Origin of the sequence: Crocinitomix catalasitica ATCC 23190 (assembly GCF_000621625.1) — a bacterium.
Taxonomy (GTDB): domain Bacteria; phylum Bacteroidota; class Bacteroidia; order Flavobacteriales_D; family Crocinitomicaceae; genus Crocinitomix; species Crocinitomix catalasitica.
Genome location: NZ_JHXV01000001.1, coordinates 73,180 through 98,836, shown reverse-complemented (window position 1 = coordinate 98,836; position 25,657 = coordinate 73,180). Strand labels below are relative to the sequence as shown.

The 25,657-nt window shown below is 34.8% G+C and carries 24 protein-coding genes; 6 read left to right on the top strand and 18 right to left on the bottom strand.

Annotation, left to right across the window (positions count from 1 at the left end):
• Window positions 1-80: 80 nt before the first annotated feature.
• A complete protein-coding gene (locus T367_RS0100475; protein WP_027418078.1) occupies window positions 81-776 on the top strand; it encodes a YqjF family protein in 696 nt (231 codons plus the stop codon).
• Here the strand turns inward: T367_RS0100475 and moaCB are convergent.
• From moaCB to moeB, 3 genes are read right to left on the bottom strand one after another with little or no spacing between them, the layout of a single operon-like run.
• The gene (gene moaCB, locus T367_RS0100470; RefSeq protein ID WP_027418077.1) at window positions 773-1,687 is read right to left on the bottom strand and encodes a bifunctional molybdenum cofactor biosynthesis protein MoaC/MoaB; all 915 of its coding nucleotides are present in this window, start codon (window positions 1,685-1,687) and stop codon (window positions 773-775) included. The genes T367_RS0100475 and moaCB overlap by 4 nt on opposite strands.
• A gap of 9 nt (window positions 1,688-1,696) precedes the next feature.
• Window positions 1,697-2,143, bottom strand: a complete 447-nt coding sequence (locus T367_RS0100465) for a molybdenum cofactor biosynthesis protein MoaE (RefSeq protein WP_027418076.1) — start codon at window positions 2,141-2,143, stop codon at window positions 1,697-1,699.
• On the bottom strand, window positions 2,133-3,233 hold the full coding sequence (gene moeB / locus T367_RS20890) for a HesA/MoeB/ThiF family protein (protein ID WP_035841968.1): 1,101 nt from the start codon (window positions 3,231-3,233) through the stop codon (window positions 2,133-2,135). Before moeB ends, T367_RS0100465 begins: the two co-directional genes overlap by 11 nt.
• Window positions 3,234-3,442: 209 nt before the next feature.
• Here moeB and T367_RS0100455 point away from each other — a divergent pair, with 209 nt between their 5' ends.
• Window positions 3,443-3,862: a DUF7793 family protein gene (locus tag T367_RS0100455; protein ID WP_027418075.1), complete on the top strand. Its 420-nt coding sequence runs from the start codon at window positions 3,443-3,445 to the stop codon at window positions 3,860-3,862.
• On the opposite strand, the gene T367_RS0100450 is transcribed toward T367_RS0100455, so the two are convergent.
• From T367_RS0100450 to T367_RS0100440, 3 genes are read right to left on the bottom strand one after another with little or no spacing between them, the layout of a single operon-like run.
• Complete coding sequence (locus T367_RS0100450) at window positions 3,859-4,098, bottom strand: MoaD/ThiS family protein (RefSeq protein WP_027418074.1); 240 nt, start codon at window positions 4,096-4,098, stop codon at window positions 3,859-3,861. The genes T367_RS0100455 and T367_RS0100450 overlap by 4 nt on opposite strands.
• Window positions 4,095-4,655, bottom strand: a complete 561-nt coding sequence (gene mobA, locus T367_RS0100445; RefSeq protein WP_027418073.1) for a molybdenum cofactor guanylyltransferase — start codon at window positions 4,653-4,655, stop codon at window positions 4,095-4,097. Before mobA ends, T367_RS0100450 begins: the two co-directional genes overlap by 4 nt.
• Window positions 4,648-5,826: a molybdopterin molybdotransferase MoeA gene (locus T367_RS0100440; RefSeq protein WP_027418072.1), complete on the bottom strand. Its 1,179-nt coding sequence runs from the start codon at window positions 5,824-5,826 to the stop codon at window positions 4,648-4,650. The genes mobA and T367_RS0100440 overlap by 8 nt, the downstream gene beginning before the upstream one ends.
• 77 nt (window positions 5,827-5,903) lie before the next feature.
• Here T367_RS0100440 and T367_RS0100435 point away from each other — a divergent pair, with 77 nt between their 5' ends.
• Both T367_RS0100435 and T367_RS20885 read left to right on the top strand, forming a co-directional pair.
• A complete protein-coding gene (locus T367_RS0100435) occupies window positions 5,904-7,640 on the top strand; it encodes an ABC transporter ATP-binding protein (protein ID WP_027418071.1) in 1,737 nt (578 codons plus the stop codon).
• Between the two features lie 196 nt (window positions 7,641-7,836).
• A complete protein-coding gene (locus T367_RS20885; protein WP_035841965.1) occupies window positions 7,837-10,263 on the top strand; it encodes a T9SS C-terminal target domain-containing protein in 2,427 nt (808 codons plus the stop codon).
• Between the two features lie 110 nt (window positions 10,264-10,373).
• On the opposite strand, the gene T367_RS0100425 is transcribed toward T367_RS20885, so the two are convergent.
• The 3 genes from T367_RS0100425 to folK form a co-directional block, all read right to left on the bottom strand.
• Window positions 10,374-12,848, bottom strand: coding sequence for a T9SS type A sorting domain-containing protein (locus T367_RS0100425; protein WP_027418070.1), 2,475 nt, complete (start codon window positions 12,846-12,848; stop codon window positions 10,374-10,376).
• 137 nt (window positions 12,849-12,985) lie between these two features.
• Window positions 12,986-14,671: a tetratricopeptide repeat protein gene (locus tag T367_RS20880; RefSeq protein ID WP_051568252.1), complete on the bottom strand. Its 1,686-nt coding sequence runs from the start codon at window positions 14,669-14,671 to the stop codon at window positions 12,986-12,988.
• A 153-nt stretch (window positions 14,672-14,824) separates the two neighbouring features.
• Window positions 14,825-15,289, bottom strand: coding sequence for a 2-amino-4-hydroxy-6-hydroxymethyldihydropteridine diphosphokinase (gene folK, locus T367_RS0100415; RefSeq protein ID WP_035841964.1), 465 nt, complete (start codon window positions 15,287-15,289; stop codon window positions 14,825-14,827).
• A gap of 74 nt (window positions 15,290-15,363) precedes the next feature.
• On the opposite strand from folK, the gene T367_RS0100410 reads away from it, so the two are divergent.
• On the top strand, window positions 15,364-16,041 hold the full coding sequence (locus T367_RS0100410; RefSeq protein WP_027418068.1) for a response regulator transcription factor: 678 nt from the start codon (window positions 15,364-15,366) through the stop codon (window positions 16,039-16,041).
• A 253-nt stretch (window positions 16,042-16,294) separates the two neighbouring features.
• Here T367_RS0100410 and frr read toward each other — a convergent pair whose 3' ends face one another.
• The 6 genes from frr to rplM all read right to left on the bottom strand — a co-directional run bounded on the left by frr (window position 16,295) and on the right by rplM (window position 20,429).
• Entirely contained in the window at window positions 16,295-16,858 is a 564-nt protein-coding gene (gene frr, locus T367_RS0100405) for a ribosome recycling factor (protein WP_027418067.1), read from the bottom strand.
• A 12-nt stretch (window positions 16,859-16,870) separates the two neighbouring features.
• Complete coding sequence (gene pyrH, locus T367_RS0100400) at window positions 16,871-17,575, bottom strand: UMP kinase (protein ID WP_035841962.1); 705 nt, start codon at window positions 17,573-17,575, stop codon at window positions 16,871-16,873.
• A gap of 60 nt (window positions 17,576-17,635) precedes the next feature.
• Window positions 17,636-18,601: a translation elongation factor Ts gene (gene tsf, locus T367_RS0100395; protein ID WP_027418065.1), complete on the bottom strand. Its 966-nt coding sequence runs from the start codon at window positions 18,599-18,601 to the stop codon at window positions 17,636-17,638.
• Between the two features lie 24 nt (window positions 18,602-18,625).
• Window positions 18,626-19,414 (bottom strand): 30S ribosomal protein S2, encoded by a 789-nt coding sequence (gene rpsB, locus T367_RS0100390; protein ID WP_027418064.1) that lies wholly within the window; start codon window positions 19,412-19,414, stop codon window positions 18,626-18,628.
• Window positions 19,415-19,582: 168 nt separating this feature from the next.
• The gene (gene rpsI / locus T367_RS0100385) at window positions 19,583-19,969 is read right to left on the bottom strand and encodes a 30S ribosomal protein S9 (protein ID WP_027418063.1); all 387 of its coding nucleotides are present in this window, start codon (window positions 19,967-19,969) and stop codon (window positions 19,583-19,585) included.
• Window positions 19,970-19,973: 4 nt separating this feature from the next.
• Window positions 19,974-20,429: a 50S ribosomal protein L13 gene (gene rplM / locus T367_RS0100380; RefSeq protein ID WP_027418062.1), complete on the bottom strand. Its 456-nt coding sequence runs from the start codon at window positions 20,427-20,429 to the stop codon at window positions 19,974-19,976.
• A gap of 175 nt (window positions 20,430-20,604) precedes the next feature.
• Here rplM and T367_RS0100375 point away from each other — a divergent pair, with 175 nt between their 5' ends.
• Window positions 20,605-22,506, top strand: coding sequence for an amidophosphoribosyltransferase (locus T367_RS0100375; protein WP_027418061.1), 1,902 nt, complete (start codon window positions 20,605-20,607; stop codon window positions 22,504-22,506).
• A 192-nt stretch (window positions 22,507-22,698) separates the two neighbouring features.
• Here T367_RS0100375 and T367_RS0100370 read toward each other — a convergent pair whose 3' ends face one another.
• From T367_RS0100370 to recA, 3 genes are all read right to left on the bottom strand, one after another.
• On the bottom strand, window positions 22,699-23,322 hold the full coding sequence (locus T367_RS0100370) for a DUF6498-containing protein (protein ID WP_027418060.1): 624 nt from the start codon (window positions 23,320-23,322) through the stop codon (window positions 22,699-22,701).
• Window positions 23,319-24,362 carry a tetratricopeptide repeat protein gene (locus tag T367_RS0100365; RefSeq protein WP_027418059.1) on the bottom strand — a complete coding sequence of 348 codons (1,044 nt, stop codon included), beginning with the start codon at window positions 24,360-24,362 and terminating at the stop codon, window positions 23,319-23,321. Before T367_RS0100365 ends, T367_RS0100370 begins: the two co-directional genes overlap by 4 nt.
• A 242-nt stretch (window positions 24,363-24,604) precedes the next feature.
• The gene (recA, locus tag T367_RS20875; RefSeq protein ID WP_035841959.1) at window positions 24,605-25,639 is read right to left on the bottom strand and encodes a recombinase RecA; all 1,035 of its coding nucleotides are present in this window, start codon (window positions 25,637-25,639) and stop codon (window positions 24,605-24,607) included.
• Window positions 25,640-25,657 lie beyond the last annotated feature (18 nt).

Below are 25,657 nucleotides of genomic sequence, written 5' to 3'. Positions count from 1 at the left end.
AAAGATTATTTAGCTATACTTCACCATTAAATTCAGCATTAATTGTGTAAATTCAAAACTTAAAATTATCCTTGAAAATTATGAGTTTTTTAAATGCAGAATGGCGAAAATTAATCCTCATTAACTATGAAATCGATCCGGTAATCCTCAACAAATATTTACCTGCGCAAACAAGCATAGATTTATTCGAAGGTAAATGTTACGTAAGTATTGTAGGCTTTTGCTTCAAGAACACAAAAATGCTGGGCATGAAGATTCCATTCCACATTAATTTTGAAGAAATTAACTTACGTTTTTATGTTGATCATAAAGGAAAAAGAGGTGTCGTTTTTATTCAAGAAATAGTGCCAAAACGCGCCATTAGTTCTGTCGCTAATTTAATTTACAAGGAACATTATGTTACACGAAAAATGAAACATGAATGGGTCATTAATAAAGATGAGCTTTTGATTAAATATGCATGGAGAAACAATAAAAAATGGCAATCAATTGAAGTGAAAGCAGTTAATTCTCCAGCGCAACCTATAATTAATAGCTTACCTAATTTTATAAGCGAGCATTATTGGGGCTATACCCGCATCAATAATGAAAAGAGTTTTGAATATGAGGTTAAACATCCTACTTGGGATATCTATCCAGTAACGGATTATACAATTGATGTTGATTTTGAAGCTGTTTATGGCAAAGATTTTGCCTTTCTCAGTCAAGAAAAACCAAGTTCGATATTCTTAGCAGAAGGATCTGAAATTTCAGTAGAAAAGGCATTTAAAGTTTAGTGTCCCGCACCTTTCAAAATACCAAATACGTGCAACACTTCTGGAAAAATCGCATCCATACTTTCCTTCGCTCCATTGGTGGAGCCTGGCAAAGCCAACACTAAAGATTCTCCTTTTACACCCGCAACACTTCTCGACAACATTGCATAAGGCATTCTATTTTGTCCATAAGCACGAATGGTTTCCTCAATACCAGGAATTTTACGATCCAATAGTGGTTCGATTGATTCGGGTGTTACATCTCTACTCGACAAACCTGTTCCACCTGTAAAAATGATTAAGTTCATTCCTTGCTGATGATAATCATTTAGTTTAGCATGAATGCTTTCCTTTTCATCTGGTATGATATCATAAGCTTTTATTTGCACACCACTCGCCTCCAATTTAGCGATGATCGCTTTGCCTGCTTTATCTTCTTTCTGACCTGCAGAAATGGTATCAGAACAAACAATCACAGCGGCCTTTAAATCCTTTTTATTCAAGAATTTGTCCTTATAATCCGTTTTTCCGCCTTTTTTAGATTTTAACCGAATGGTTCCAATTTCAATTCCTTTATCAATTGGCTTCAACATATCATACATATTCAGCGCCACAATACTTGCGCCATGCATAGCCTCAACCTCTACACCCGTTTTATAAATCGTTCGAACTTCCATCTCTATTCGAATCTCCAGCCCTTCAATAGTATATGAAATACGTGTATACTCAATTGGAATGGGATGACAATCAGGCAATAAATCCGGTGTTTTTTTCACACCTAATAATCCTGCTGCTTTCGACATTTCAAAAACATTGCCCTTAGGAACCGTGTCATTTTCGATTGCTTGTATTGTTTCAATCTTACTTACTTTAACAATAGCTTCAGCAATTGCCGTTCGAAGTGTATTAGATTTTTCTGTGATATTAACCATATAAAATTCCTATTGATTCACCTTCCATTGGTGGGTATCATTCTCAAATATTTCTTTTCCAAAAACTGGCACTTGTGCTTTAATTTCTTCTACCAAATAACGGCAAGCATCCATTGCCATTTGACGGTGTTTGGAGGATGTAAAAACGAAAAGACAAATCTCTCCTGCAGCTACAAAACCAGTACTGTGATAAATATGCATACAAGTCAGATCGAATTTCTCAAAAGCGGCTTCTCTGATTTCATGGATTTTTTGCTCCGCCATTTCATCATAAGCCGAATACTCAATGCCTTTGACAATTTGCCCATCAATTTCATCGGCTCTTACTTGACCTAAGAATATATCATGTGCACCGATATTAGTTTTCACTTGATGGTGTGCTATTGATGTAGCAATTTTCTCGGGACTAATTGGCCCTGCAAACAATGCCTTTTTCATTGGTTTCTTATTTTCCATAATCTTCAATTCCTCCTTTTAAATGCAAAATCTCAATTCCTTCAATCTCATTTTCTAAATATGTTTTAGCTTGACTTGAACGAAAACCTGTTTGACAAATTAATACAATTGTATTATTTAAATCTAACCTGTACTTCACTTCTTTTAATGCTGCCATATTCACTTGAATAACATTGTCACCTACAAATTCAGGCAATTCCCAAGCTTCTCTTATGTCAACAATTGTATAGTCTTTGGTATTGAGATAACCAGACAATGCTGTTAAGTCAATTTCATCTTCATTTAAAGCAGTTTTTAAAGCACAAAACAAATCATAATCCTGTGTCTTAAAATTTTCCACATTTGCTAAAACTTGCTCTACCTGATCTGCCGATCGATTAAAACTTAATTTAGTATAAGACGTTTCTAATGCATTGTATAACATTAAAAAACCAGACAATGATGTACCAATACCCAATACTAACTTTATCGCTTCGTTAGCCATTTGCGTACCGATGGTACCAGGTAAAATTCCTAAGACACCAATTTCCGAACAATTCTGCACCGTTCCAGGCTCTGGTGGATTTGGAAACAAACAACGATAGGAAGGACCATCTTTATAATTAAAGACAGATAATTGCCCTTCAAATTTATAAATGGATCCATAAACAAGTGGCGTTTTTGTAATAATAGATGCATCATTTACCAAATATCGCGTTGAAAAATTATCCGTTCCATCTAATACAAAATCATAAGCTTCAAAAATAGACAATGCATTTTCAGTGGTAAGTTTATCTGTATACACCTTAAAAACAGTATGATTATTTAGTTGCGATAATCGTTCTGCGGCTACCGTAGCTTTATTCTTACCAATATCATCAATCGTAAATAAAACTTGACGTTGCAAATTAGACAAATCGATTGTATCAAAATCAACAATACCAATAGTTCCTATTCCAGCCCCAACCAAATATTGTAAAGCTGGACAACCTAAACCTCCGGCACCTATCACCAAAACTTTTGCAGATTTGATTTTTAATTGCCCTTCCTCACCTATTTCACTAAGAATTAGATGCCTATTATACCTTTGTTTTTCTTCTATACTCAACATATCTTCGCCTTATTACAAAGTTACCAAGCAAATCTAACTTATCGCAGTCTTGTCTTAAGATATTCCTAATAATTAGTATAATTAATTCTATTCGAACGCTTTACACATCGAACAGAAAAATAACCGTTCATCGAATTATTATGCACGCATATCTTATTTAATCAAGAAACGGATTCAAGTCTATGTATCTTCACTTGAAAATCAGATAAATGCAGAAAATAAATTGTACTAAAGCAGTTGTAAAACTGAAAAAAAGCAAAATAATCTACATTGACATTCAACCGAATGTCGTTTTTGAAAAAGATGATTTTAACGAATTATTCGATGCTGTTCAGCTATTGGGCAATGGAAATCGCTATTACCACATCATAAAAGTTGGGCAACATACTTTACCACATAAAGACGCAAGGGAATTATCATCAAGCAAAGAGGGAAGTGTATTTAAAAAAGCTGATGCTTTTGTAGTTTCTACCATGGCACAAAAGATAATGGTAGATATCATGACTAAAATTAATCGTCCTGTTGTTCCCACCAAAGCATTTTCGACTGTAAAAGCTGCAAAAATATGGATTAACTCACTAGAAGTGAAAGAAAAACAAGAAATGAAATCAAATAATGTACTGCATTAACCTCCTGCAAAGGGCGGCAAAATTGCTATTTCATTAGCATCATTCAGAAATGTTGTCAATTCCATTATTTTCATATCCACTGCAATTGAGAATTTCTCATTGGCCAACAGATCATATTTCTCAATCAACTTATTTTGAAAATCTGCAATTGTAATTATATTTTCACCTTCGAAGTTTTCTTCAGAACTTCCAATCAATTCAGCTATTCGACCAAAATATTTAACCTTATACATCATAAATCTTCTACTGTGTTTAAATTTCTAAAATTCTGTTGATTAAAATCATCTGCCTTTATAAACTGCGTATTTAACGATTCAATAACGCTTTTTATTCTCAAATTATTTTGATCTAGATGTCTCTTTAAGACAGGTAAAGTCGTTCGTTTATAATAACCTGTTAAGGGATAGATTCGATTCTCATACTGCGGAATAGCAACATCAAATTGTTCCATTCTTATTTTTAGCCAATTTAAAAACTCGACAGTAATAAATGGGGCATCGCAAGTAAGTATTAAATTCAAATCAGTAGTTGACGACTCTAAACCTGTCACGACACCTGCCAACGGACCTTTATCTTGAATAATATCGGGAAGAACAGGGTAATTAAATTGATTGTAGTCATCCTTATTTGAAACAATGAGAATATCCTTCGTCAATTGTTCTGCAATTTCAATGACATATTGAATCATTGGCTGACCATCATAAAACATCAGACCTTTATCCTGCCCCATTCTGCTGCTTTTACCTCCAGCAAGAATAATTACAGTTAAATTTTTATCTAATTGATCAGTCATTGATGCGATAAACGGTTACTTTTTCACCAGCATCAATATTGGTTGTACCAACAGGTAAATAAATTAAAGCATTGGATTTCGCATAAGACATTAGCATGGCAGAACTTTGTTGCGCCAATGCGCTTACTTTACTTCCTTCTATATATGCCTTTAAAAACTCAGCTCTTTGACCATTCGATCGGACACTATTATTTAAAATAAATTCCTCTTGTTGCAATTCTTTAAACCCTTTCCCCATTAAATGATTCAAAGTAGGCAATACATAAATATAAAAACAGGTTAAAGCCGAAGCGGGATTGCCAGGTAATGCGGCAATCATTTTATTCTCTTTCCGCCCCATGAAAAGTGGTTTACCCGGTTTTTGTTTCACTTTATAAAACAATTCGTCAACGTTTAACTCCTTCAAAGCATCCTCCACAAAGTCATAATCACCCACAGATATTCCACCAGTAATCATCACCAAATCCGATTTTTCTATGGCTGCATCAATCGTGTTTTTAGTATGCTCATAATTGTCAGCCACAGTAACAACATCCTCCGCATCAAAGCCGAATTCATTTAATGCAGCGACCAACATGAGCGAATTACTTTCGTATATCTGGCCTGGTTGAATTTCTTTTCCAGGTTGAATTAATTCATTTCCTGTTGTAATCACTGTAATTTTTGGTCGTTTAAAAACATCCACCTCAGTAAAACCTAAGCCAGCCAAGAAACCAATACCACCAGCATTAAGAACCGTTCCTTTTGCCAAAGCCAAGTCTCCTGTATTTATTTGCTCACCTTTTAATCGAATGTTCTTACCGACCTTAACATCTTCTGTTAATTTAATATGTTTGTCTGTTCTCGTTACAATTTCCTGCTGAGCAACAAGGTTGGCATCGTCAGGAACACGCGCTCCAGTAAAAATTCGAACAACTTCGCCAATTTTTAATTTTGGATTTTCACTTGATCCTGCAGCCACTTCTCCGACTAAATTATATTGCCTAATGTCATCCGAATAATGCAAGGCATAGCCATCCATGGCAGATTGATCAACGCCAGGCATTTCGATAGGTGAATAAATATTTTCAGCCAAAACTAGCCCTAATGCTTTGGTTAGTACTACCTTTTCTGAACCCAGTATTGGAACAGTATTCTTCAACTTTTCTTTTGCTTCTTCTACAGTTATCATAGTTAAAGTAAAATTAAGGAAACTAAAATGATTTACAACTTATGTTGCAACATATAAATTCTGTGTAACTTTGTACCATGAGTGAGAAAAAGTCTGGTTTAAAAAAAGCGTTTACTGAGTTTATTTGGCCGCGTAGAAAAATAGTATTTATAGGATTAATTTTAATATTAATTAGTAGAGCAGCGAGTTTAATTTTACCTTGGCAAAGTAAGATTTTAATTGATGATATAGTGCCACAATCTGATTTTGTTGGCTTAAGAAATTTATTGATTGTTGTCGGCGTTGCCATCTTATTACAATCCATAACGTCATTTTTATTGACACGAATTTTAAGTGTTGAAGCACAACATCTCATTTCCCTTTTAAGAGCCAAGGTGCAAAAACATGTTATTTCTTTACCGATTAATTATTTTGACAATACAAAATCAGGAGAGTTGGTATCTAGAATAATGACTGATGTTGAAGGCGTAAGAAATTTAATTGGAACGGGACTCGTTCAATTAGTTGGAGGCTCAATAACGGCGATTGCTTCTGTTTTTATTCTAATTAGTATCAATGCTAAGATGACTTTCTTTGTACTTGTTCCTGTTATAATATTCGCTGTAATTGCATTAAAAGCCTTTGGTTATATTCGACCGATATTTAGAAATAGAGGAAAAATAAACGCAGAGGTTACCGGTCGATTAACAGAATCATTGAATGGCATTCGTGTTATAAAAGGGTTTAATGCAGAAGACCAAGAGAATCATATTTTTGAAGAAGGTGTCAATCGATTATTTCTAAATGTGAAGAAAAGTTTGACAGCAACTGCTTTTATGACCAGTTCATCTACATTTTTATTAGGATTAGCTTCAACTGGTATAATGGGGATTGGTGGATTCTATATGATGGAAGGAACAATGACAATGGGAGATTTTCTTGCCTTCACATTATTCCTTGGATTTATGATTGCACCGATTGTTCAAATGGGAAATATCGGTAGCCAATTAACAGAAGCATTAGCGGGTCTTGATCGAACGGAAGAATTATTACAAATGACACAAGAAAACGATCTGCATAGCCGACCTATTAAGTTGGACAAAGTAGTTGGAAATATAGAATTCGACCAAGTTTCTTTTGCGTATGAGGACGATAAAGACGTAGTAAAAAATGTTTCATTTAAAGCCCCATTGGGTTCAATAACAGCTTTGGTTGGAACATCAGGATCAGGTAAAACAACAATTGCTGGATTAGCATCAAGTTTTATGTTTCCTCATTCAGGACAAGTATTGGTGGATGGAAATGACTTATCACAAGTCGATTTACCGAGCTATAGACATAATTTAGGTGTTGTTTTACAAGATGATTTCCTTTTCGAGGGAACGATAAGAGAGAATATTTTATTCCCTCGGCCGAATGCAACAGAAGCAGAATTACTTGCTGCGGTGGAAGCGGCCTACGTGAATGAATTCGCTGATGGATTTGAAGAAGGTTTAGAAACTGTGATTGGAGAACGAGGAGTAAAACTTTCCGGTGGACAAAGACAACGGATCGCAATTGCGCGGGCTGTTTTAGCCGACCCTAAAATCATCGTATTGGACGAAGCCACATCAAATCTTGACAATGAAAGTGAAGCCTTTATTCAAAAGAGTCTAGCGGCATTGATGAAAGGAAGAACAACATTTGTCATTGCGCATAGATTGAGTACCATTCGACAAGCGGATCAAATTTTAGTCATTGAAAAAGGAGAGATTGCGGAACGAGGAACCCATGATGAGCTGATCAAAAAAGAAGGTCGATACTTTGATTTGTATACTTATCAGAGTAGAATATAATCAAGCATTCAAGTAATTTAGGACTTGTACAACAGCGATGAGCGAATACTCATCGCTGTTGTCATTTTTTATTGCATCATATTGCAACAGGATCTTCAATAAAAACACAGAAACCTTAATCTAAAACCATTTAGGTGATAGTTTAGATTCGAATAATTTGATTACATTAGACAAATAATAGATCGGATTATAACAAATGATGAAACCTAAAATAACTTACTTAATTCTAGTTTTATTGACATTTTTCCATGTAACAGGAACGATTGGTCAAATGGTAAGAAGTGGCACAGCTACAGGCACCTGTGATTGTTATACATTAACAACAACGACGACGCAAGCCGGAAGTGTTTGGAGTCCAACTACAATTAACCTCACCAACTCGTTTGATTTCACTTATGAATTGAATTTTGGATTGTCAGATGGGGGTGGTGCTGACGGAATGGTGTTTGTACTTCGCAAAGCTGGAATATTCACGGGTAGTTTAGGCTCGTTATTGGGTTACAATGGAATTTTAAACTCTATTGGTATTGAGATGGACACTTGGCAAAGTGGAGACGATGGTATTGTTGCAGGTGATATTGTAGCAGATCATATCGGTATGAATTCAAATGGTTCATTAAGTCATGATTTAGTTGCTCCGATTGCGCTACCAAATATTGAAGATGATTTACCACATTTATTGAGAGTTGTTTGGGATCCAATTACCTTAGAATTAACGACATACTTTGACGGAATTCTCAGATTTACACATACGGAAGATTTGGTAACCAATTATTTTGATGGTGATCCAAATGTATATTTTGGTGCAACGGCTGTAACTGGAGGAGCTTCAAATATTCAAACTGTTTGCTTCGAACGTTTTCTAGACATTAATTTAGTTCCTGAAGCACCTTGTCCTGGTGTAGAAGTTTTATTAATTGACGATTCTGAAAGTAGAATGATTTACAACGATAATAAATTCACTGCTTACGAATGGGAATTTGAAGACGGCACAGTCATTTCGGGGGATTCTGCACGATACACATTCGCAGTTGCTGGCACGCACGAAGTTAGATTAACTGTTACAGATATCACGGGTTGTACTACGACAAGATTGTTCGATATCGAAGTCGAAAATATCGGCCCACCGCTAACGACAATTAATGTAACTTGTTTTGAAGGAGGAGATGGCAGGATTGAAGTCACAGAATTCGACCCATTAGCTCTGAGCAACTATAGTATTGATGCTGGCTTAACATGGCAAGTATCAAATATTTTTAATGACTTATCTGCAGGTGTTTACGATATAATAACAGAAGACAGCATTGGCTGTATTTATGAAAGCGATGCTGAAATTTTCAATCCAGATCCTGTTATTGTTACAGCTTTTGGTGACACAATTATCTGCAGAAACGGCACTGCCACAGTTACGGCCTCCGCTATTGGCGGATTAATTTATAACTATAATTGGTCGATACCTGAAAGCGACGAAGGTCCCAGTCAGACAATATCTCCGGATGTAACTCCAACTTTGATAACAGTGGTTGCTACAAATGAATTTGGTTGTGTTTCTGAAGAAGATACAATTGAAGTTACACTTAAAGATCCTATCACTTTAAATATAAGTGAAAACGACTCTGTTTGCCCAAGTTATTTAACAAGCTCAATGGTGACAGCTTTTGGTGGAGACAACGATTACAACTACAATTGGACAGCTAACGGCGTTGATTTCAGTGGTGATATCAATACCATTAATGACAATCCCGAAGTAATGACTGAATATTGTGTAACCGTAAATGACGGATGCGAGACATCTCCAATTAGCATTTGCACAGAAACACATATGAGACCAGTGCCTGCACCAACATTTACATCTGACAAGACCGCAGTTTGTAATCCTGGGAATGCTACATTTTTCTCATCTGGCATATTTTCAGATTCAGTAATATGGAAAATAGACGGAAATACATTTCCCAATCGACAAGACATTACCTACCGATTCACTTCTGTAGGTCTTTATGATATTTCACTAGAAATTTATAACGAATTTGGATGCCACGCTGATATAACAGCGACCAATTATTTCGAATCTATTGCAATTCCCAAAGCAAAATTATTCATTAACCCTAATCCCACCACAATTTTTAATACCGAAATTATATTGACCCCTGGGATTGAAAATTTTGATGATACTTATCAGTGGTTAACCCCAGAAGGGCTACCTGAAGAAAGTGATGATGAATCACCACGTATTCTATATCCAGAAGGAATCCCGAATACATATGAGATTACTTTGATCGTTACGAACGATTTTGGCTGCACAGATACCGTGTCTGATTTTTTAGAAATTATTTCGGATGTAATTATTTATGCCCCTAATGCCTTTACTCCAGATGGTGATGTTTACAATGAAAGTTGGGGTATTTATATTGACGGGATTGATTTTTACAATTTTCACTTGACCATATTTAATCGTTGGGGAGAAATTGTATGGGAGTCATTCGATGCTTCTTCAACATGGAATGGAACCTACGGAAATAGCGGCATCGTCGATGACGGTACTTATATTTGGCAAGTCACTGCCAAAGAATCTACTACAGATAAAAAATTAACGTTCAACGGCATGGTGACCATCCTTAAATAGTTCGCCTTATTAACATACCTATAAATCAGTATTAAATTAAAAAAACGCCTTCCTAATATAAGGAAGACGTTTTAAATATTTGTAATTAACCTTTTAGTAAAACATTAATCCTACTCCACGATTAATTTAGTAGCATGTAACAATGATTGATCCTCTCCATAAGCCACACTAATAATGTAAACACCTGCTTCGAACGAATTCGTTTCAATACTCAGCATATCTCCATTAACATTGTTCTGCTTATAGACCTCTTGCCCCATTAGATTGATCACACTCACAGAATAACCATCTGGTTGCTCACCGCTTAAACGAATATTTACGATACCACTTGTAGGATTTGGATAAACGATTAATTCCGTTTCATTTCCATCAGAATCTATTCCAAGTCCCTTTGGTTCAACAATTGTATTTAACGCAGTATTGGTTATAACAGCTTCGTTAAAATCAAAATAAATATATGCCGTATTTTCAATCGTTTCTCCAATGGCTAAATCCGGTTTCATTCGAACGCGATACTTCACAAAACCATGACTTTCCAATTCGTTTGTATTGCTATCCAGTAACATGATATCATTAAAAACAAAAGCTACTTCACCCGAAGGATCAAATTCAAATTCCATATCATGACTGCTAAATAGCGGTTGTATACTTGTCCATATCAAATTATCATCCAATTGATCTCTGATAATTACATCCTCTGCATAATCTGTTCCTGTATTCTGAAAACGCACGGTATATTCTATCCAATCCGTGCTAGCTGGAATTCCACCTTCAGGCCCTTCACCCATTGGGTTCGGTGTTTTATCATTGGGATCGTAAGCACATATAATTGGTTGTGTCAATTCAGCAGATACACTGAATACAATTGCATCATCTTCTATAATTGAAGTAGTCAATACACTAGAAACGTCTCCCCCTTCACCGTATGGCGTTCCAAGAAAGACTTGAAATGTCATTACTTCGTAGAAATACAAATCATCAAATGACCAATACAAATTTTGTCCTACAATAGAGTCAGGAACAATATCAGCTGAAACATAATCCAAACTATCGTCCAATTCGAGATGCATTATACCAGAAGGGAATGAAGTTCCTAGATTTGCTGTACTCAGCCAAACCCCAATTGTATCATGACAACGCGCTCTATAACTACCGGTCAAATCTGTTCTAATGCTATCTATTAAAACGTTTGGCACCATACCAAAATCAAAAGTATCCAAGAACTCAAAATCGCCAGGCAAGGTTACATCATAGGCATCAACAGCCGAAGTTATTCGCCAAAGGGGCATTTCAGGAACCACTTCATAATCACCGTCTGGTAAGCCTAAAAAATTCATCACATAATAACCAGAATCTAAAGTTGCAGATTCCGTTCCAACAGGATCAGAAACGATCATATTCCTAGGAATCCCTCGTTCTAGACCATCCTTCACTCCATTTTCATTTTCATCATAATACACTTGCCCTTCAACATAAGTTGGACTTATAGTGCCATTTTCAATCCATCCTATCGTTTCATATTTACCGATTACAAATATGTCTAAATCTCCATCCTCCTCGTAATCGGCTAATAATATCATATCGGCTGACGATACAGCATCAGTCAACATTAATGGCGTTTCAAAGATTCCACCACCTACATTTTTATGAAAATATACCTTATCATCATTATTTGATGTTGTAATTAAATCAACATCACCATCGACATCAATATCTCCTGGCGCAATAACAACCTTCCCAATTCCAATATCAGAAATCAAAACAAACGGTTCAAAAACACCAGGACCACTATTTTCGGCCCAATACATAGCACCAGAAAAAACAGAGAAAACCACATCTAGATCGCCATCTCCATCAATATCGGCAGTACAAACAGATCTGGGTGTAGCTTCCATTCCTTCTGCCACTATTATTGGCGCATCAAAAACACCACCACCCAAATTCGTAACAAGTAAAATTTGATGCGGATCACTTTCGAGGCACCACAATAAATCTAAATCCGAATCGAGATCAATATCAACCAATAGGAGATCATATTTAAATACTCGGGAATCCACTATCATATTATCGGATGCTATTGCCCCTGAACCGTCTCCCTCAAGCCAATGAACAAAATCAGATTCTAAATTGATAATATCCGGATTTCCATCAGCGTTCATATCCGCGACCTCAAAACTAAAACTAAAACTTTCGTCAACGAAGACTGTTGCCGCAAGATCAAAAATACAATCACCTAAGTTTTCAGCAAATCTAATTTGAGTAAAATAGTCAGCAATAAACAGAACATCATAATCTCCATCCATATCAAAATCTGACACTTCAAGCTCGCCATCGAAAACGAAACCATCCCCTGTTCTCGCAATATTTTGCGGGGGAGCATAATTTCCATCGCCAAGATTTTCGAGCCAAAAAACATTATTCATCCCTAATGTAACAATATCAACATCACCATCTCTATCAAAATCAATTACCACAATGTCTGTAGGCTGAAGTGCTTCTCCGTCAATCTCATTATAAGGTCCAAATTGAGCATTGGTAGTAAATACAAAGAAAAAAAGAAAAATTGATATTAGAAATATTTTCATTGATCGCAGGTTAGTTCATAGCTATAACTTTTGTGACAGTTACCAATGTAATGAAAATAAACGATTTAAACAAAAAAACGCCTTACTCAGAGAGCAAGGCGTTTTAATAATATTATGTAATTCGGTAATTCTAGTTCTTATTGAACAGCATTCTTGAAAGATGCGTTTTCAAATAATTTGATAAACTCTCTATCCTTAGCTGCTTTAGCTTTTAAACCTGGATCTTTAGATACAGCACTTTTAAGGTTGTTTACAACCAAATCAACATTGTTCTGACGTGCTCCGATAATTGCTTTTAAGTAATATCCCATTGCAGACTCAGCGTCAACTGAAGCATCAATAGTAGATAAAGCTCCCGACAAATCATCATTTAACACTTGTGCCAATGCTTTATTGAAAGTAGTTTCTCCACCGAAGTTACCAATTGCCTCAGCATAGTCACCATTTTGGATATCAATTATTCCTAAGTTATACTTTACTTCAGAACCTGCAGCCATAGCTGACTTTAATAATTTAGTAGCTTTATCTCTCTCACCATTGATTCGAGCGATAATTCCTAAGTTGTTTAAAGTAACAGGATTCTCATTCAATTCGTTTGCCTTATTGAAATGAGTTGTAGCGTTAGCTAAATCGTTTTGCATATAGTATACAAATCCAACATTGTTATGAGATCTCCAATCAGCTGGGTAATTTTTCAATGCGATATTGTAAACACGCATCTTTTCAGATAAATCATCATATAAAGTTGCTGCGAACAAAACTTCTTCTAATTTTAAAGTATCAGGTTTTGATTTCGTCAAACCTTTTAATTCAACATCTGACCAACCAATTTTGTCATAAACAACATTCAATTGAGTTCTTCTTAAAGAAGGTAAAATTTCTTCATCTAATTCTTTGTAAGTTTTAGATAATTTCAAAATCTCTTCTTCTCTTTTTACAGGATCTTTCGTCATTTCAAGAATACGGATGATCAAGTTCTTATCTTCTAAGTTAGATGCTTTAACAGCCTTAGAAAAACCTTCCCAATCTTGTCCAATTGGCTTTAATGCATAGAAAGACTCAGTAGTTTCATACTTAGCAGACTTTGCAATTTTCACAGCAGATTCTTGTCCTGATTTTGCTCTATCACCAGCTAAGCTAGCATTTTTTTCAACTCCACCTTCAGGAGATGCATAAGCAATTAAGTTCATTTTTTTCGGAGCAACTTTTGGATTTGTTTGCGCCATAGTTAACCATGCTTGAAGATCTTTAATATCTTGATCTTTCATTTCAGAAGATCTTACTTCAGATCTACCTTTAAGATAGTTAATTTGTGCATTGTAGTTTTCTTCAGTAGTACGAACAAAATTATCAACACCAACTAGTGCTTTATCATCATTTTGTACTAATAAAGGTGTTACAATTGTTCCATCAGCAATTTTGAAAGGCTCAAAAATTTCTTCTTTTTTACCTTTAGAAACTTTTCCAGTCACTGTTAAATCAGCATGCTCTAAATCTGGAGAATAAGGAATAACATCAGAGTAATTTACCGTTCCACCTGCTTTAAAAGCAATAGTTTGTCCATTACCTGTCGCTTTCTCACCTTGGAAAGTGATTGTTTTAAACGACTTGTTACCTAATTTAGGAGTTACTTCGGCCGACGCTTTTTTGTTCAAACCTTTTTCAGGAAATTTCACTGTAACTGTTACTTTCACGCTGTCACCGTGCATTTCAACTGGGTCTTGTTGAACAACATATTCTACGTCGCCAATTAACTTACATCCAGTTAAAATAGCACTTGCAAAAACAATAGCAGCTAATCCTTTATAACTTTGCTTTTTCATTTTATTTTTGATTTTTAAATCCTTTTCGTTAAATTACCTATAAACAGTGCAATAATAAGTATTTTTTTTGAGGTAGAAAAACGGAAATAGTTATTTAATAATAATTAAGAGTAAACTTTCGACCAAGCACTAAAACCTACCGACAGATTGCAATCATAATAACTTAGCTTTCATTTCATTAATCGACAAATTTAATGCGGGGTGTTGCCAATTCGCATTCAACTCAAAAAGTGGAATTAAAACAAATAATCTCAAGTGCATTTTAGCATGTGGCACAATCAAATCATCATCAATCCAACGTTCACTATTATAGTCAATTATATCAATATCAATAATACGGTCTTCGTACGCCGAACTTATTTTTTCAGACCTTCCAAGTCGTTGTTCTATCTCCTTGATCTTTTTAAATAAATGGACTAGAGAAAGTGTTGTATTCATCTCAATAACAACATTAAAAAAAAGCTCATCAGATTCATAGCCCCAAGGTTCTGTTTCAATAATTTTAGAAATTTTAACAATTGTCCCAACATCAGATCTTAGTTGACGATAAGCCAATTCTAAATTTTTTGATTTATCACCTAGATTGCTACCTAGACTCAGATATACCTTTTTCTGCATTGATTTTCCAATTTAACTATCCTATAAGACTGGTAAAATTACTACTTTTATGGCTGAGAAGTTCGGAATAAAAAATGAAAAAGATATTACTAGTAGAAGACGAAGAGAGTTTGGTTAACGTACTCACATTAAATCTTGAATTAGAAGGTTTTCATGTAGATGTTGCGTTAAATGGAAAAGAGGCACTAGAAAAATTCGATTCGAAATATGATTTAGTCGTTCTCGATGTTATGCTTCCGGAAATGAGCGGATTTGATGTTTGCTTAGAAATTCGAAAAACAAGTATTGTACCTATTCTATTCACTTCCGCGAAAGGGACATCTTTGGATAGGATTACGGGATTAAAATATGGTGCAGATGATTATTTGGTAAAACCTTTTAATTTGGAAGAATTTTTATTGCGCGTTGGAATTTTAATTGAACGTAAAAAAGAAAGAGGCATAGAAGACGAATTCAAATTTGGATCGAATGTGATCAATTTCAAAACTTATACAATTATTGCTAAGGGTAAAAACATGTCCGTTTCAAAACGTGAAATTGAACTTTTAAAGTTATTGATCAGTAAAAAAAACGAAGTAGTTTCTAGAAATGAAATTCTAGATGAAGTTTGGGGAACCGAAAGTTACCCAACGAGCAGAACCATCGACAATTACATTCTAAATTTCAGAAAATATTTCGAAGACCAACCAAAAAACCCCCAATATTTTAAGAGTTTACGGGGAGTTGGATATAAATTCGAATATTTTTCATAAAAATAAACAACCTTTTAATAAATCTTCACGTCATTAATTATAACAGAAAGCATTTTTTTAGCTTTCGGTTTTAATTTCCTTGCACGGTAACCTGAAAAGAGACTTGCTACCTAGACTATCAGTACGCTCTTTTCAGGTTTTTTTATGCCTTTATTTAACGTAATTCTAAATTAATCATAGCGTTTTATATTTTTTGGCATAAAAAAAGCACCACGAAATTCGCAGTGCTTTTAAGTACTTTATATTAAAACGATTAGATCGTCATTATATCAACTTCTTTCTTATCAACTAAGGCATCTATTTTCTTGATACTGTCATCCGTAAATTGTTGTATTTCTGCTTCAAGTCCCTTCATTCTATCCTCAGACAATCCATCAGCTTTCAACTTCTTAATAAAATCATTCGATTCTTTTCTGTTATTTCTAACACTCACTTTAGCAAGTTCACCTTCATTCTTTACGCTCTTCACTAAATCTCTACGACGTTCTTCCGTAAGCATTGGCACGTTAATCAATATACTTTCACCGTTATTCTGAGGATTAAGACCTAAATTAGAATTAATAATCCCAGTAGCGATAGCATCTAAATTAGATTTATCCCAAGGTTGAACTGTAATTGTTCTCGCATCGATTGTATTCACGTTGGCAACCTGATTAATTGGTGTTACAGAACCGTAAGCCTCAACCATAACGCTGTCAAGCATAGACGGAGTTGCCTTACCTGCTCTAATTTTTTCAAGACTAGTAATTAAATGTTGAATTGAATTACTGTTACTTTCTTTAGCTTCTTCGAGAAGCATTTGAATTTCTTCTTCCATTTTCTATTAAAATTAAACAGTTACTAAAGTACCAATTTTTTCTCCTTCAACCACTTTTTTAAGATTTCCTGATGTATTCATATCGAATACAATAATTGGAACATCATTTTCTTTACAGAGTGTAAAAGCAGTCATATCCATCACATTGAGACCTTTATTATAGGCTTCATCAAAAGTCAGATTTTCAAATTTAACGGCATTAGGATCTTTTTCAGGATCGGCAGAGTAAATTCCATCGACTCTAGTACCTTTAAGAATCACATCCGCATCCATTTCAATTGCCCTTAAAGCAGCAGCAGAATCAGTTGTAAAATAAGGATTCCCTGTACCGGCACCAAAAATAACGATTCTACCTTTTTCAAGATGCCTAACTGCTCTTCTTTTAATATAAGGCTCAGCTATTTCTTTCATTTCAATTGCAGAAACGAGACGTGTATATAGACCTAATTTTTCAAGAGAAGCTTGTAGTGCCATACTATTGATCATTGTTGCCAACATTCCCATATAGTCACCTTGTGTTCGATCCATTCCACCATCAGCAGCCTGTACTCCACGAAAGATATTTCCACCACCGATTACAATTGCAATTTCAACATTGGTATCATGTAAGTCCTTTATTTCTGCAGCATAAGCATCCAAACGACTATTATCTATCCCAAATTGCTTTTCACCCATAAGGGCCTCACCACTTAATTTCAGTAATATTCTCTTGTACATTCCTATAATTTTAAGCAAAAAAAATCCTGACTTAAAAAAGTCAGGATTTAATTAAATAATTTATCCTAAAGAAACGCGTTTAAAACCAGTCACTTCCAATCCAGCCCCTTTAGAGACCACATAATCAGAAACAGACATTTTTTCATCTTTAATGAATTTTTGATCCAATAAACATTTCTCTTGGTCCAATGTTGTATTATCAGAAATAAATCTTTCCATTTTACCTGGAAGGATTTTATCCCAAATTTGCTCAGGTTTACCTTCTTCAGCCAATTGAGCTTTCGCTTCAGCTTCAGCTTTCGCCATTACATCCGCATTCAATTGAGACATAGAAATAAATTCAGGAACATTTTTCAATGTTTTACCTAAACGACCTAATTCGATATTCTCTTTTTCGATTACAGCGATTCTAGCTTCAGTTTCTGAAGCTACAAAAGCAGGATCAAAATCTTTATAAGACAATTGTGTAGCTCCCATAGAAGCCACTTGCATAGAAACATCCTTACCTACTTCAGCAGCATCGTCAATCTTTTCAGAAAGACCTACTAAAGCAGCGATTCTGTTATTGTGAACATAAGTTCCAACAAAAGGAGCAGATATTTTCTCAAATGCAGTAATCTCTATTTTCTCACCAATTACGCCAGTTTGTTCGATTAATTTGTCAGCAACAGTCATACCTTCAAAATCAGCTCCTAAAAGCTCTTCTTTTGTATCACAGTTGATAGCAATATCAGCCAATTTATTAGCCAAAGCAATGAAACCTTCGTTTTTACCAACGAAATCAGTTTCACAACCAACAACGATAGCAACACCTACGGTTCCGTCAGCACTAATCTTAGAAACAGCAGCACCTTCACTTGAATCGCGATCGGCTCTTTTTTCAGCTACTCTTTGTCCTTTTTTTCTTAGTACGTCGATAGCTTTTTGCATATCACCTTCAGCCTCTACAAGTGCATTTTTGCAGTCCATCATCCCCGCACCTGTTTTTTGTCTTAGCTCGTTAACGAGTGAAGCAGTAATTTTCATTTCTTTAAACTTTTCTAATTAATATTATTTTTCTTCAGCAGTTGCTTCTGGAGCTTCTGTTGTTTCTTTTGTATCTTTCGCTTCTTTAGCAGCATCTTTAGCTGTTTTAGCTTTATCTCTAGAAGTTTTTCTTTCTTCTAAACCCTCCATGATAGCTGCAGAAACTTTACTCATAATCGCTTCTATTGATTTAGTAGCATCATCATTTCCAGGAATAATAAAATCGATATTTCTTGGATCAGAATTTGTATCAACGATTGCGAATGTTGGTATATTTAATTTGTTAGCTTCTTTAACTGCGATATGCTCTTTCAATACATCGATTACGAAAACCGCTGCAGGAACTCTAGTCATATCAGCAATAGTACCGTAGTTTTTATCAAGTTTAGCACGCGTACGAGACATTTGTAAACGCTCTCTTTTAGATAAAGTTTTCATTGTACCATCTTCTTCCATTTTATCAATAGAAGACATTTTACGAATTGCTTTACGGATTGTTCCGAAGTTCGTCAACATACCACCCGACCATCTTTCGGTGATGTACGGCATACGTGTTGGTTTAATTTGAGCTTCTAAAATATCCTTAGCTTGTTTTTTAGTTGCTACAAAAAGAATTTTCTTTCCTGATTTTGCGATTTGTTTCATTGCTGCACAAGCTTGGTCTAGATGCGCGATGGTTTTATTCAAATCAATAATGTGGATACCTTTTTTCTCAGTAAAGATATATGGAGCCATATATGGATTCCACTTTCTTTTTAAGTGTCCAAAGTGAACACCAGCTTCTAATAACTCTTCAAATGTTGCTTTCGCCATTTTAATTTTTTTAAATATTGTTTACTTTCTTTTTAACTTTTTTCTTCACCGCGTTATTTTACGATGTCTTTTTTTACAAAGCAATTGTCAAGTAGTACTTAAAAGTAATCTTAACAATTTAGATACTAAACCGCAATTCCATAAAATGGAATCGGAAATAGGAATTGATTAACGTTTTGAGAATTGGAATTTCTTTCTCGCTTTTTTCTGTCCTGGTTTTTTTCTCTCAACCATTCTAGAATCTCTAGTCATTAATCCTTCAGCTTTTAATAAAGGTTTGTTATCTGCAGAAATCTCAACCAATGCTCTTGAAATCCCTAATCTGATAGCTTCCGCTTGACCATTTACACCGCCACCGTCAACATTTGCAACAACATCATATTGTCCAACTGTCTCAGTTAACTGAAATGGTTGATTAAGTTTCTCCAAAAGAACAGGAGTCTTGAAATAACTGTTTGCCTCTCTTTTATTAATAGTTACCTTACCGGTACCTTTTGAAAGATAAATTCTAGCTACTGCCGTTTTTCTTCTCCCTAATGTATTAACTACGCTCATATGCTTATTTAATTGAATCTAATTTAATTGTTGCAGGCTTTTGTGCCTCATGTTCGTGCTCTGCACCAACAACAACCTTCAGGTTTCTGTATAAGGCATTCCCTAATTTATTTTTAGGTAACATCCCTTTAACTGCTTTCTCAATCAGTCTTTCTGGGTGTTTCTCTAAAATTTGTCTTGCAGTCAAAATTCTTTGACCACCTGGGTAACCAGTGTGACGAATGTATTCTTTCATCGTTACTTTGTTCCCTGTTAGCACAACCTTTTCAGCGTTTATCACAATAACATTATCACCGCTATCAGCGTGTGATGTGAAATTTGTTTTGTGTTTCCCGATAATTAGGTATGCTACTCTGCTCGCTAAACGTCCAAGTGTTTCTCCTTCTGCATCAACCAATAACCACTTTTTCTCAGCAGTTTCTTTATTGGCAGACACAGTTTTGTAGCTCAATGTATCCACAATTATTCTGTTTTTAATTAATTACTATTATCCCAAATTTGGGCTGCAAATGTACGATGATTAAATTTATTAACAAAGAATCTGTTGAAAAATATATTATTTATATTTTATTGTTCGGATAAGCCGATTGTCTTTCTTAAATTTGCACTCAAATTATTTCAACTCGATAAAGTGCATGAGTGACGCAATTCAACACGAGTGTGGTATTGCCTTATTAAGGCTAAAGAAACCACTTCAATTTTACCTCGACAAGTACGGGACGGCTTTTTACGGCATAAATAAAATGTATCTCCTAATGGAGAAACAACACAATCGGGGCCAAGATGGTGCCGGCTTAGCCAATATCAAATTAGATGTAGAACCAGGAAAAAGGTACATCAGTCGATACAGATCGATCGAACAAACTCCTATCCAAGACATCTTCAGTCATATCAATTCTAGATTTGCTGAAATTGAAAAGGAGGATCCAAAATTATTAAAGGACATTGACTACCTTAAAGATAATGCTGGATTTACGGGTGAGTTATTCTTAGGACATCTAAGATACGGAACCTTCGGAAGAAATTCGATTGAAAGCTGTCATCCATTTTTGAGGCAAAACAATTGGCAAACGCGAAGTTTAACAGTAGCTGGCAATTTTAATTTAACGAACAACGATGAGTTGTTTCAACAATTATTAAAACTAGGTCAACATCCAAAAGCGATGGCTGATACTGTTACAGTTCTTGAAAAGATTGGCCACTTCTTGGATGAAGAAAATGCGGAATTGTACGCTAAATACAAGCCGGAGGGTTATTCGAATAGAGACGTTTATAATTTAATTGGTCAAAACTTAGATATCGCTAAGATCCTTAAAAAATCATCTGATTTATGGGATGGTGGCTATACAATGTGTGGCTTATTAGGACATGGTGATGCTTTTGTTTTAAGAGATCCTTCAGGCATTCGACCAGCATTCTGGTATGAAGATGATGAAATTTGTGTTGTAACTTCTGAACGACCTGTAATACAAACTGCGTTTAACGTTCCTGCTAGTAAAATTAAGGAAGTTAAACCAGGACACGCTTTAATTATCAAAAAGAACGGTATAACTACTGAGACGATGATTAATACGCCAAGAGAATTAAAACAATGTTCATTTGAAAGAATATATTTTTCTCGTCCAGGTGACAAAGATATCTATCACGAAAGAAAAGAATTAGGAAAACTACTTGTTCCTCAAACTGTCGAGGCAATTGATGGCGAGATAGACAATGCTGTTTTCTCATTTATACCTAATACAGCAGAGACTTCGTTCTTTGGTGTAATTAAAGGCCTTGAAAAATATCAGAATCAATTAAAATTCGATTTAATTAAGGAAAAAGGTGCATCACTTACAGATGACGAACTTAAAAAGATTCTTGCTAAAAGAACAAGGGTTGAAAAAATAGCAATTAAAGATACTAAGCTTCGAACGTTTATTACGCAAGATGACGGACGTGAAGACTTAGTGGCGCATGTTTATGACATTACTTATGGTACTGTTCAAGAAAAAAAGGACAATCTAGTTGTTGTAGACGATTCAATTGTAAGAGGAACAACATTAAAGAAGAGTATTTTAAGAATATTGGATCGTTTACATCCAAAAAGAATCGTTGTAATATCTAGTGCACCGCAAATTAGATATCCTGATTGTTATGGTATTGACATGGCAAAAATGGGTGATTTTATTGCATTCGTAGCAGCGATAGAATTATTAAAAGAATCTGGACAAGAAGGAATCATTCAATCGACTTACGAAAAGTGTAAGGCCCAATTGAATTTACCAAAAGAAGAAATTGTCAATCATGTAAAAGACATATACAAGCCATTTACACCAGAACAAATTTCTAATAAAATCGCGGTACTTTTAACACCAGAGAATATCAATGCTGAAGTAAAGATTGTTTATCAAACAATAGAAAACTTACATAAAGCATGCCCAGATCATACAGGAGATTGGTACTTCACAGGAGACTACCCAACACCTGGAGGAAACAAGGTTGTAAACAAAGCATATATTAATTATATTGAAGGTAATAACGAACGTGCTTATTAAGATGTTTAAAGCACTAAATTGATAAAAAAAACTAGATCCACCAGTATAAATACTGGTGGATCATTTATGCTATACCCTGCTCCCACTGAGGTATAGCAATTTCATCAATTAAAATTGATAATGTTTTACTTATTACATCAAAGATACAGGAAGTCAATTCATTAAATCGATCAATTCGGCTAATCGATAATTTTAATCGTTTAACGACTTTTCATTCATTTTTTTATGAATTGTGAAATCATATCCAATTTTACTAAACACAAAAATTAGTAATACAAGAACCTCATTCACGTGTAATTTCTGCCAGAGGAACATTAGCGAGATGGTCAGTACGAAAATTGATATCAATTTTAAAAACTCGACATTGACTGATTTCTTAAAACTATATTTCAAATATCGCCTAGGCATATAGAAAGTAAACCGATCTTTAAAAGCATAGACAAAGATCAGCATTGGAGCTATCAACCACAATTCACTTTTAGCAAAATCTACAAACTCAGCATTTAAAGTAGTTTCATCCGCAATTGTTGCTTCAATCACGGTGTGATAAATCACGTAGATTTCGAGACTAAAGAAGATTAAAAATAAAATTATCGACCCGAAGAACAAACCTAATTTTGAATTAAGAGATGTGAATTGACGGATTTTATACAATCGAATAGAAGAGATTATTTGAATTGCAAATTGATCCAACAAATAATAGATTGCTATAATAAAAATAGACCAATCAAAAAAGAAATACCCAACAAGCGGAAAAGCAATCTCAAGAATATATTGCTGGACGAAAGGGTTTTTAAGTCTTTCTATTAAGGTCATTTCTTAAGTAACTTCAAATTATCTTCAGCTAATTGAAAATCAGGTTTAATATTTAAAGCTTCTTTATAATGTAGCCTTGCGGAATCAATTTCCCCAGCAAGCTCATATGCTAGCCCCAAGTTATTGTGTGCCTGATAATAATTACCATCGTAATTAATAGCTAGGCTTAAATAGTTAATTGCACTATCTAGGTTTTGCAACTTCACTAAATAAATATATCCTTGGTTATAATAAGGATCTGCCCATGTGGAATCAATTCTCGATATTTTACGATAATTTCTTAGGGCATTATCAAAGTCATTTCGTTTTTGAAAGTACATTCCTTTATTATACAAAGCTTCTATACTTCTTGGTTCAATATCTAAAGCTGAATTAAAATAGTCTAAAGCTAAAGTCATATCTCGTTCGTCATACATAACTCCTAACTCAATATATGCAGCATAGAAATCTGGGTCCTGTTCGATTGCTGTTTGATAAGAAGAAATTGCCCTGTCCCAACTCTCTTTTCTTTTTGTTTTATAAGTATCTGCTCTATAAACCATTCCCTTTAAAAAGTACGCTTCTGCCAAATACTGATCAATACTTAAAGCTTTATCAATGTAAAATATTGCTTGTGCTGAATTGTCCAAAAGCGAATTAATTCGTGCTAAACCTAATAAAGATTTTGTAGATAAACTATCTTGAGCAAAGACGTATTTATATTGATATTGTGCATCCTTTATATTCAGTTCAGAAACTTGAATATTTGCATATAAAATTCTTGCGTCTAAAATCGAAGAATCAATACTTAGTACTTTTTCGACATCTATCAATGCACTTTGGGGATTCAAATTCCGCATATGATATTTTGCTCTTGCAAAGTAAGCAGATGCATTATCTGGATTATCTACGATTACTTGGTTTAACAGCCCTAAGGAATCAGCTACAAGAATTGTATCCGACTTTTCCGTATCTGTTAACTCTTCCGTAATTTCAGCGGGAGAATTATTACAACTAAATAAAAATAGACTTAGAAGTGAGAATGCCCAAAATATTTTCATGTATTTATTTTTGCGTAAAAATAGAACTTTCTTTTTGAACTTACAGGAAATAACCTTTAAACGGTAGCAATCAATTAGCAATTGTCGCATTCAATTTTCGATATACCCTTGCTTTAATAAGAAAACTTAAATAAAGGTGGGGATTTAGCACGATCGAGCTGATGCTACAACTTTAAATAAATAAGAAAAGGGGACATTTGAATGAACAAATAATCCCCTTTTCCGTCTGGTAGAAGTACCTTTTATTTCTCTTTTACTGTATCTTTTTCATTTACTCCAACAGGATTCTGAATCTGATTGATAATTTTAACTTCTAATTCCTCCATTAACTCTGGATTATCTTTAATTAAAATCTTAACGGCATCCCTTCCTTGGCCTAATTTGGTATCACCATAACTAAACCAAGATCCACTTTTATTGATAATACCTAAACTCACACCTAGGTCTAATATCTCACCAACTTTAGACACCCCTTGACCGTACATAATGTCAAACTCGGCTTTTTTAAATGGCGGAGCTACTTTATTCTTTACGATTTTCACTTTCGTTCTATTTCCAATAACATCGTCACCATCTTTAATTTGGCTTGAACGACGAATATCAACACGAATAGAAGAATAGAATTTCAATGCATTACCACCAGTAGTAGTTTCCGGGTTTCCGAACATTACACCAATTTTTTCTCTTAATTGGTTAATGAAGATACAACAAGTGTTCGCTTTGTTTATTGAACTGGTTAATTTACGCAATGCTTTCGACATCAATCTTGCTTGTAATCCCATTTGCGAGTCACCCATCTCACCTTCTATCTCCGCGCGTGGCGTTAAAGCCGCAACTGAATCAATCACAATAATATCAACAGCACCTGAACGAATTAAATTATCGGCAATTTCTAGAGCTTGTTCACCGTTATCAGGTTGAGACACCAATAAATTCTCTGTGTCAATACCTAAACATTCTGCATAATATCTATCAAAGGCATGCTCTGCATCAACAAAAGCGGCTATACCGCCTTGTTTTTGACATTCTGCTATTGCATGCAAAGCCAATGTTGTTTTACCTGAAGATTCAGGTCCATATATTTCTACTATTCTACCTTTAGGAAATCCTTTAACACCTAGCGCTAAATCAAGCGTTAAAGATCCTGATGGAATTACATCAATATCTTCAATCGCACTATCTCCTAATTTCATTACCGCACCCTTACCATAGGTTTTCTCCAACTTATCTAAAGTTAGTTGTAATGCTTTTAACTTTTCTGTATTTACTTCTGCCATAACTTCTAATTTTACTTC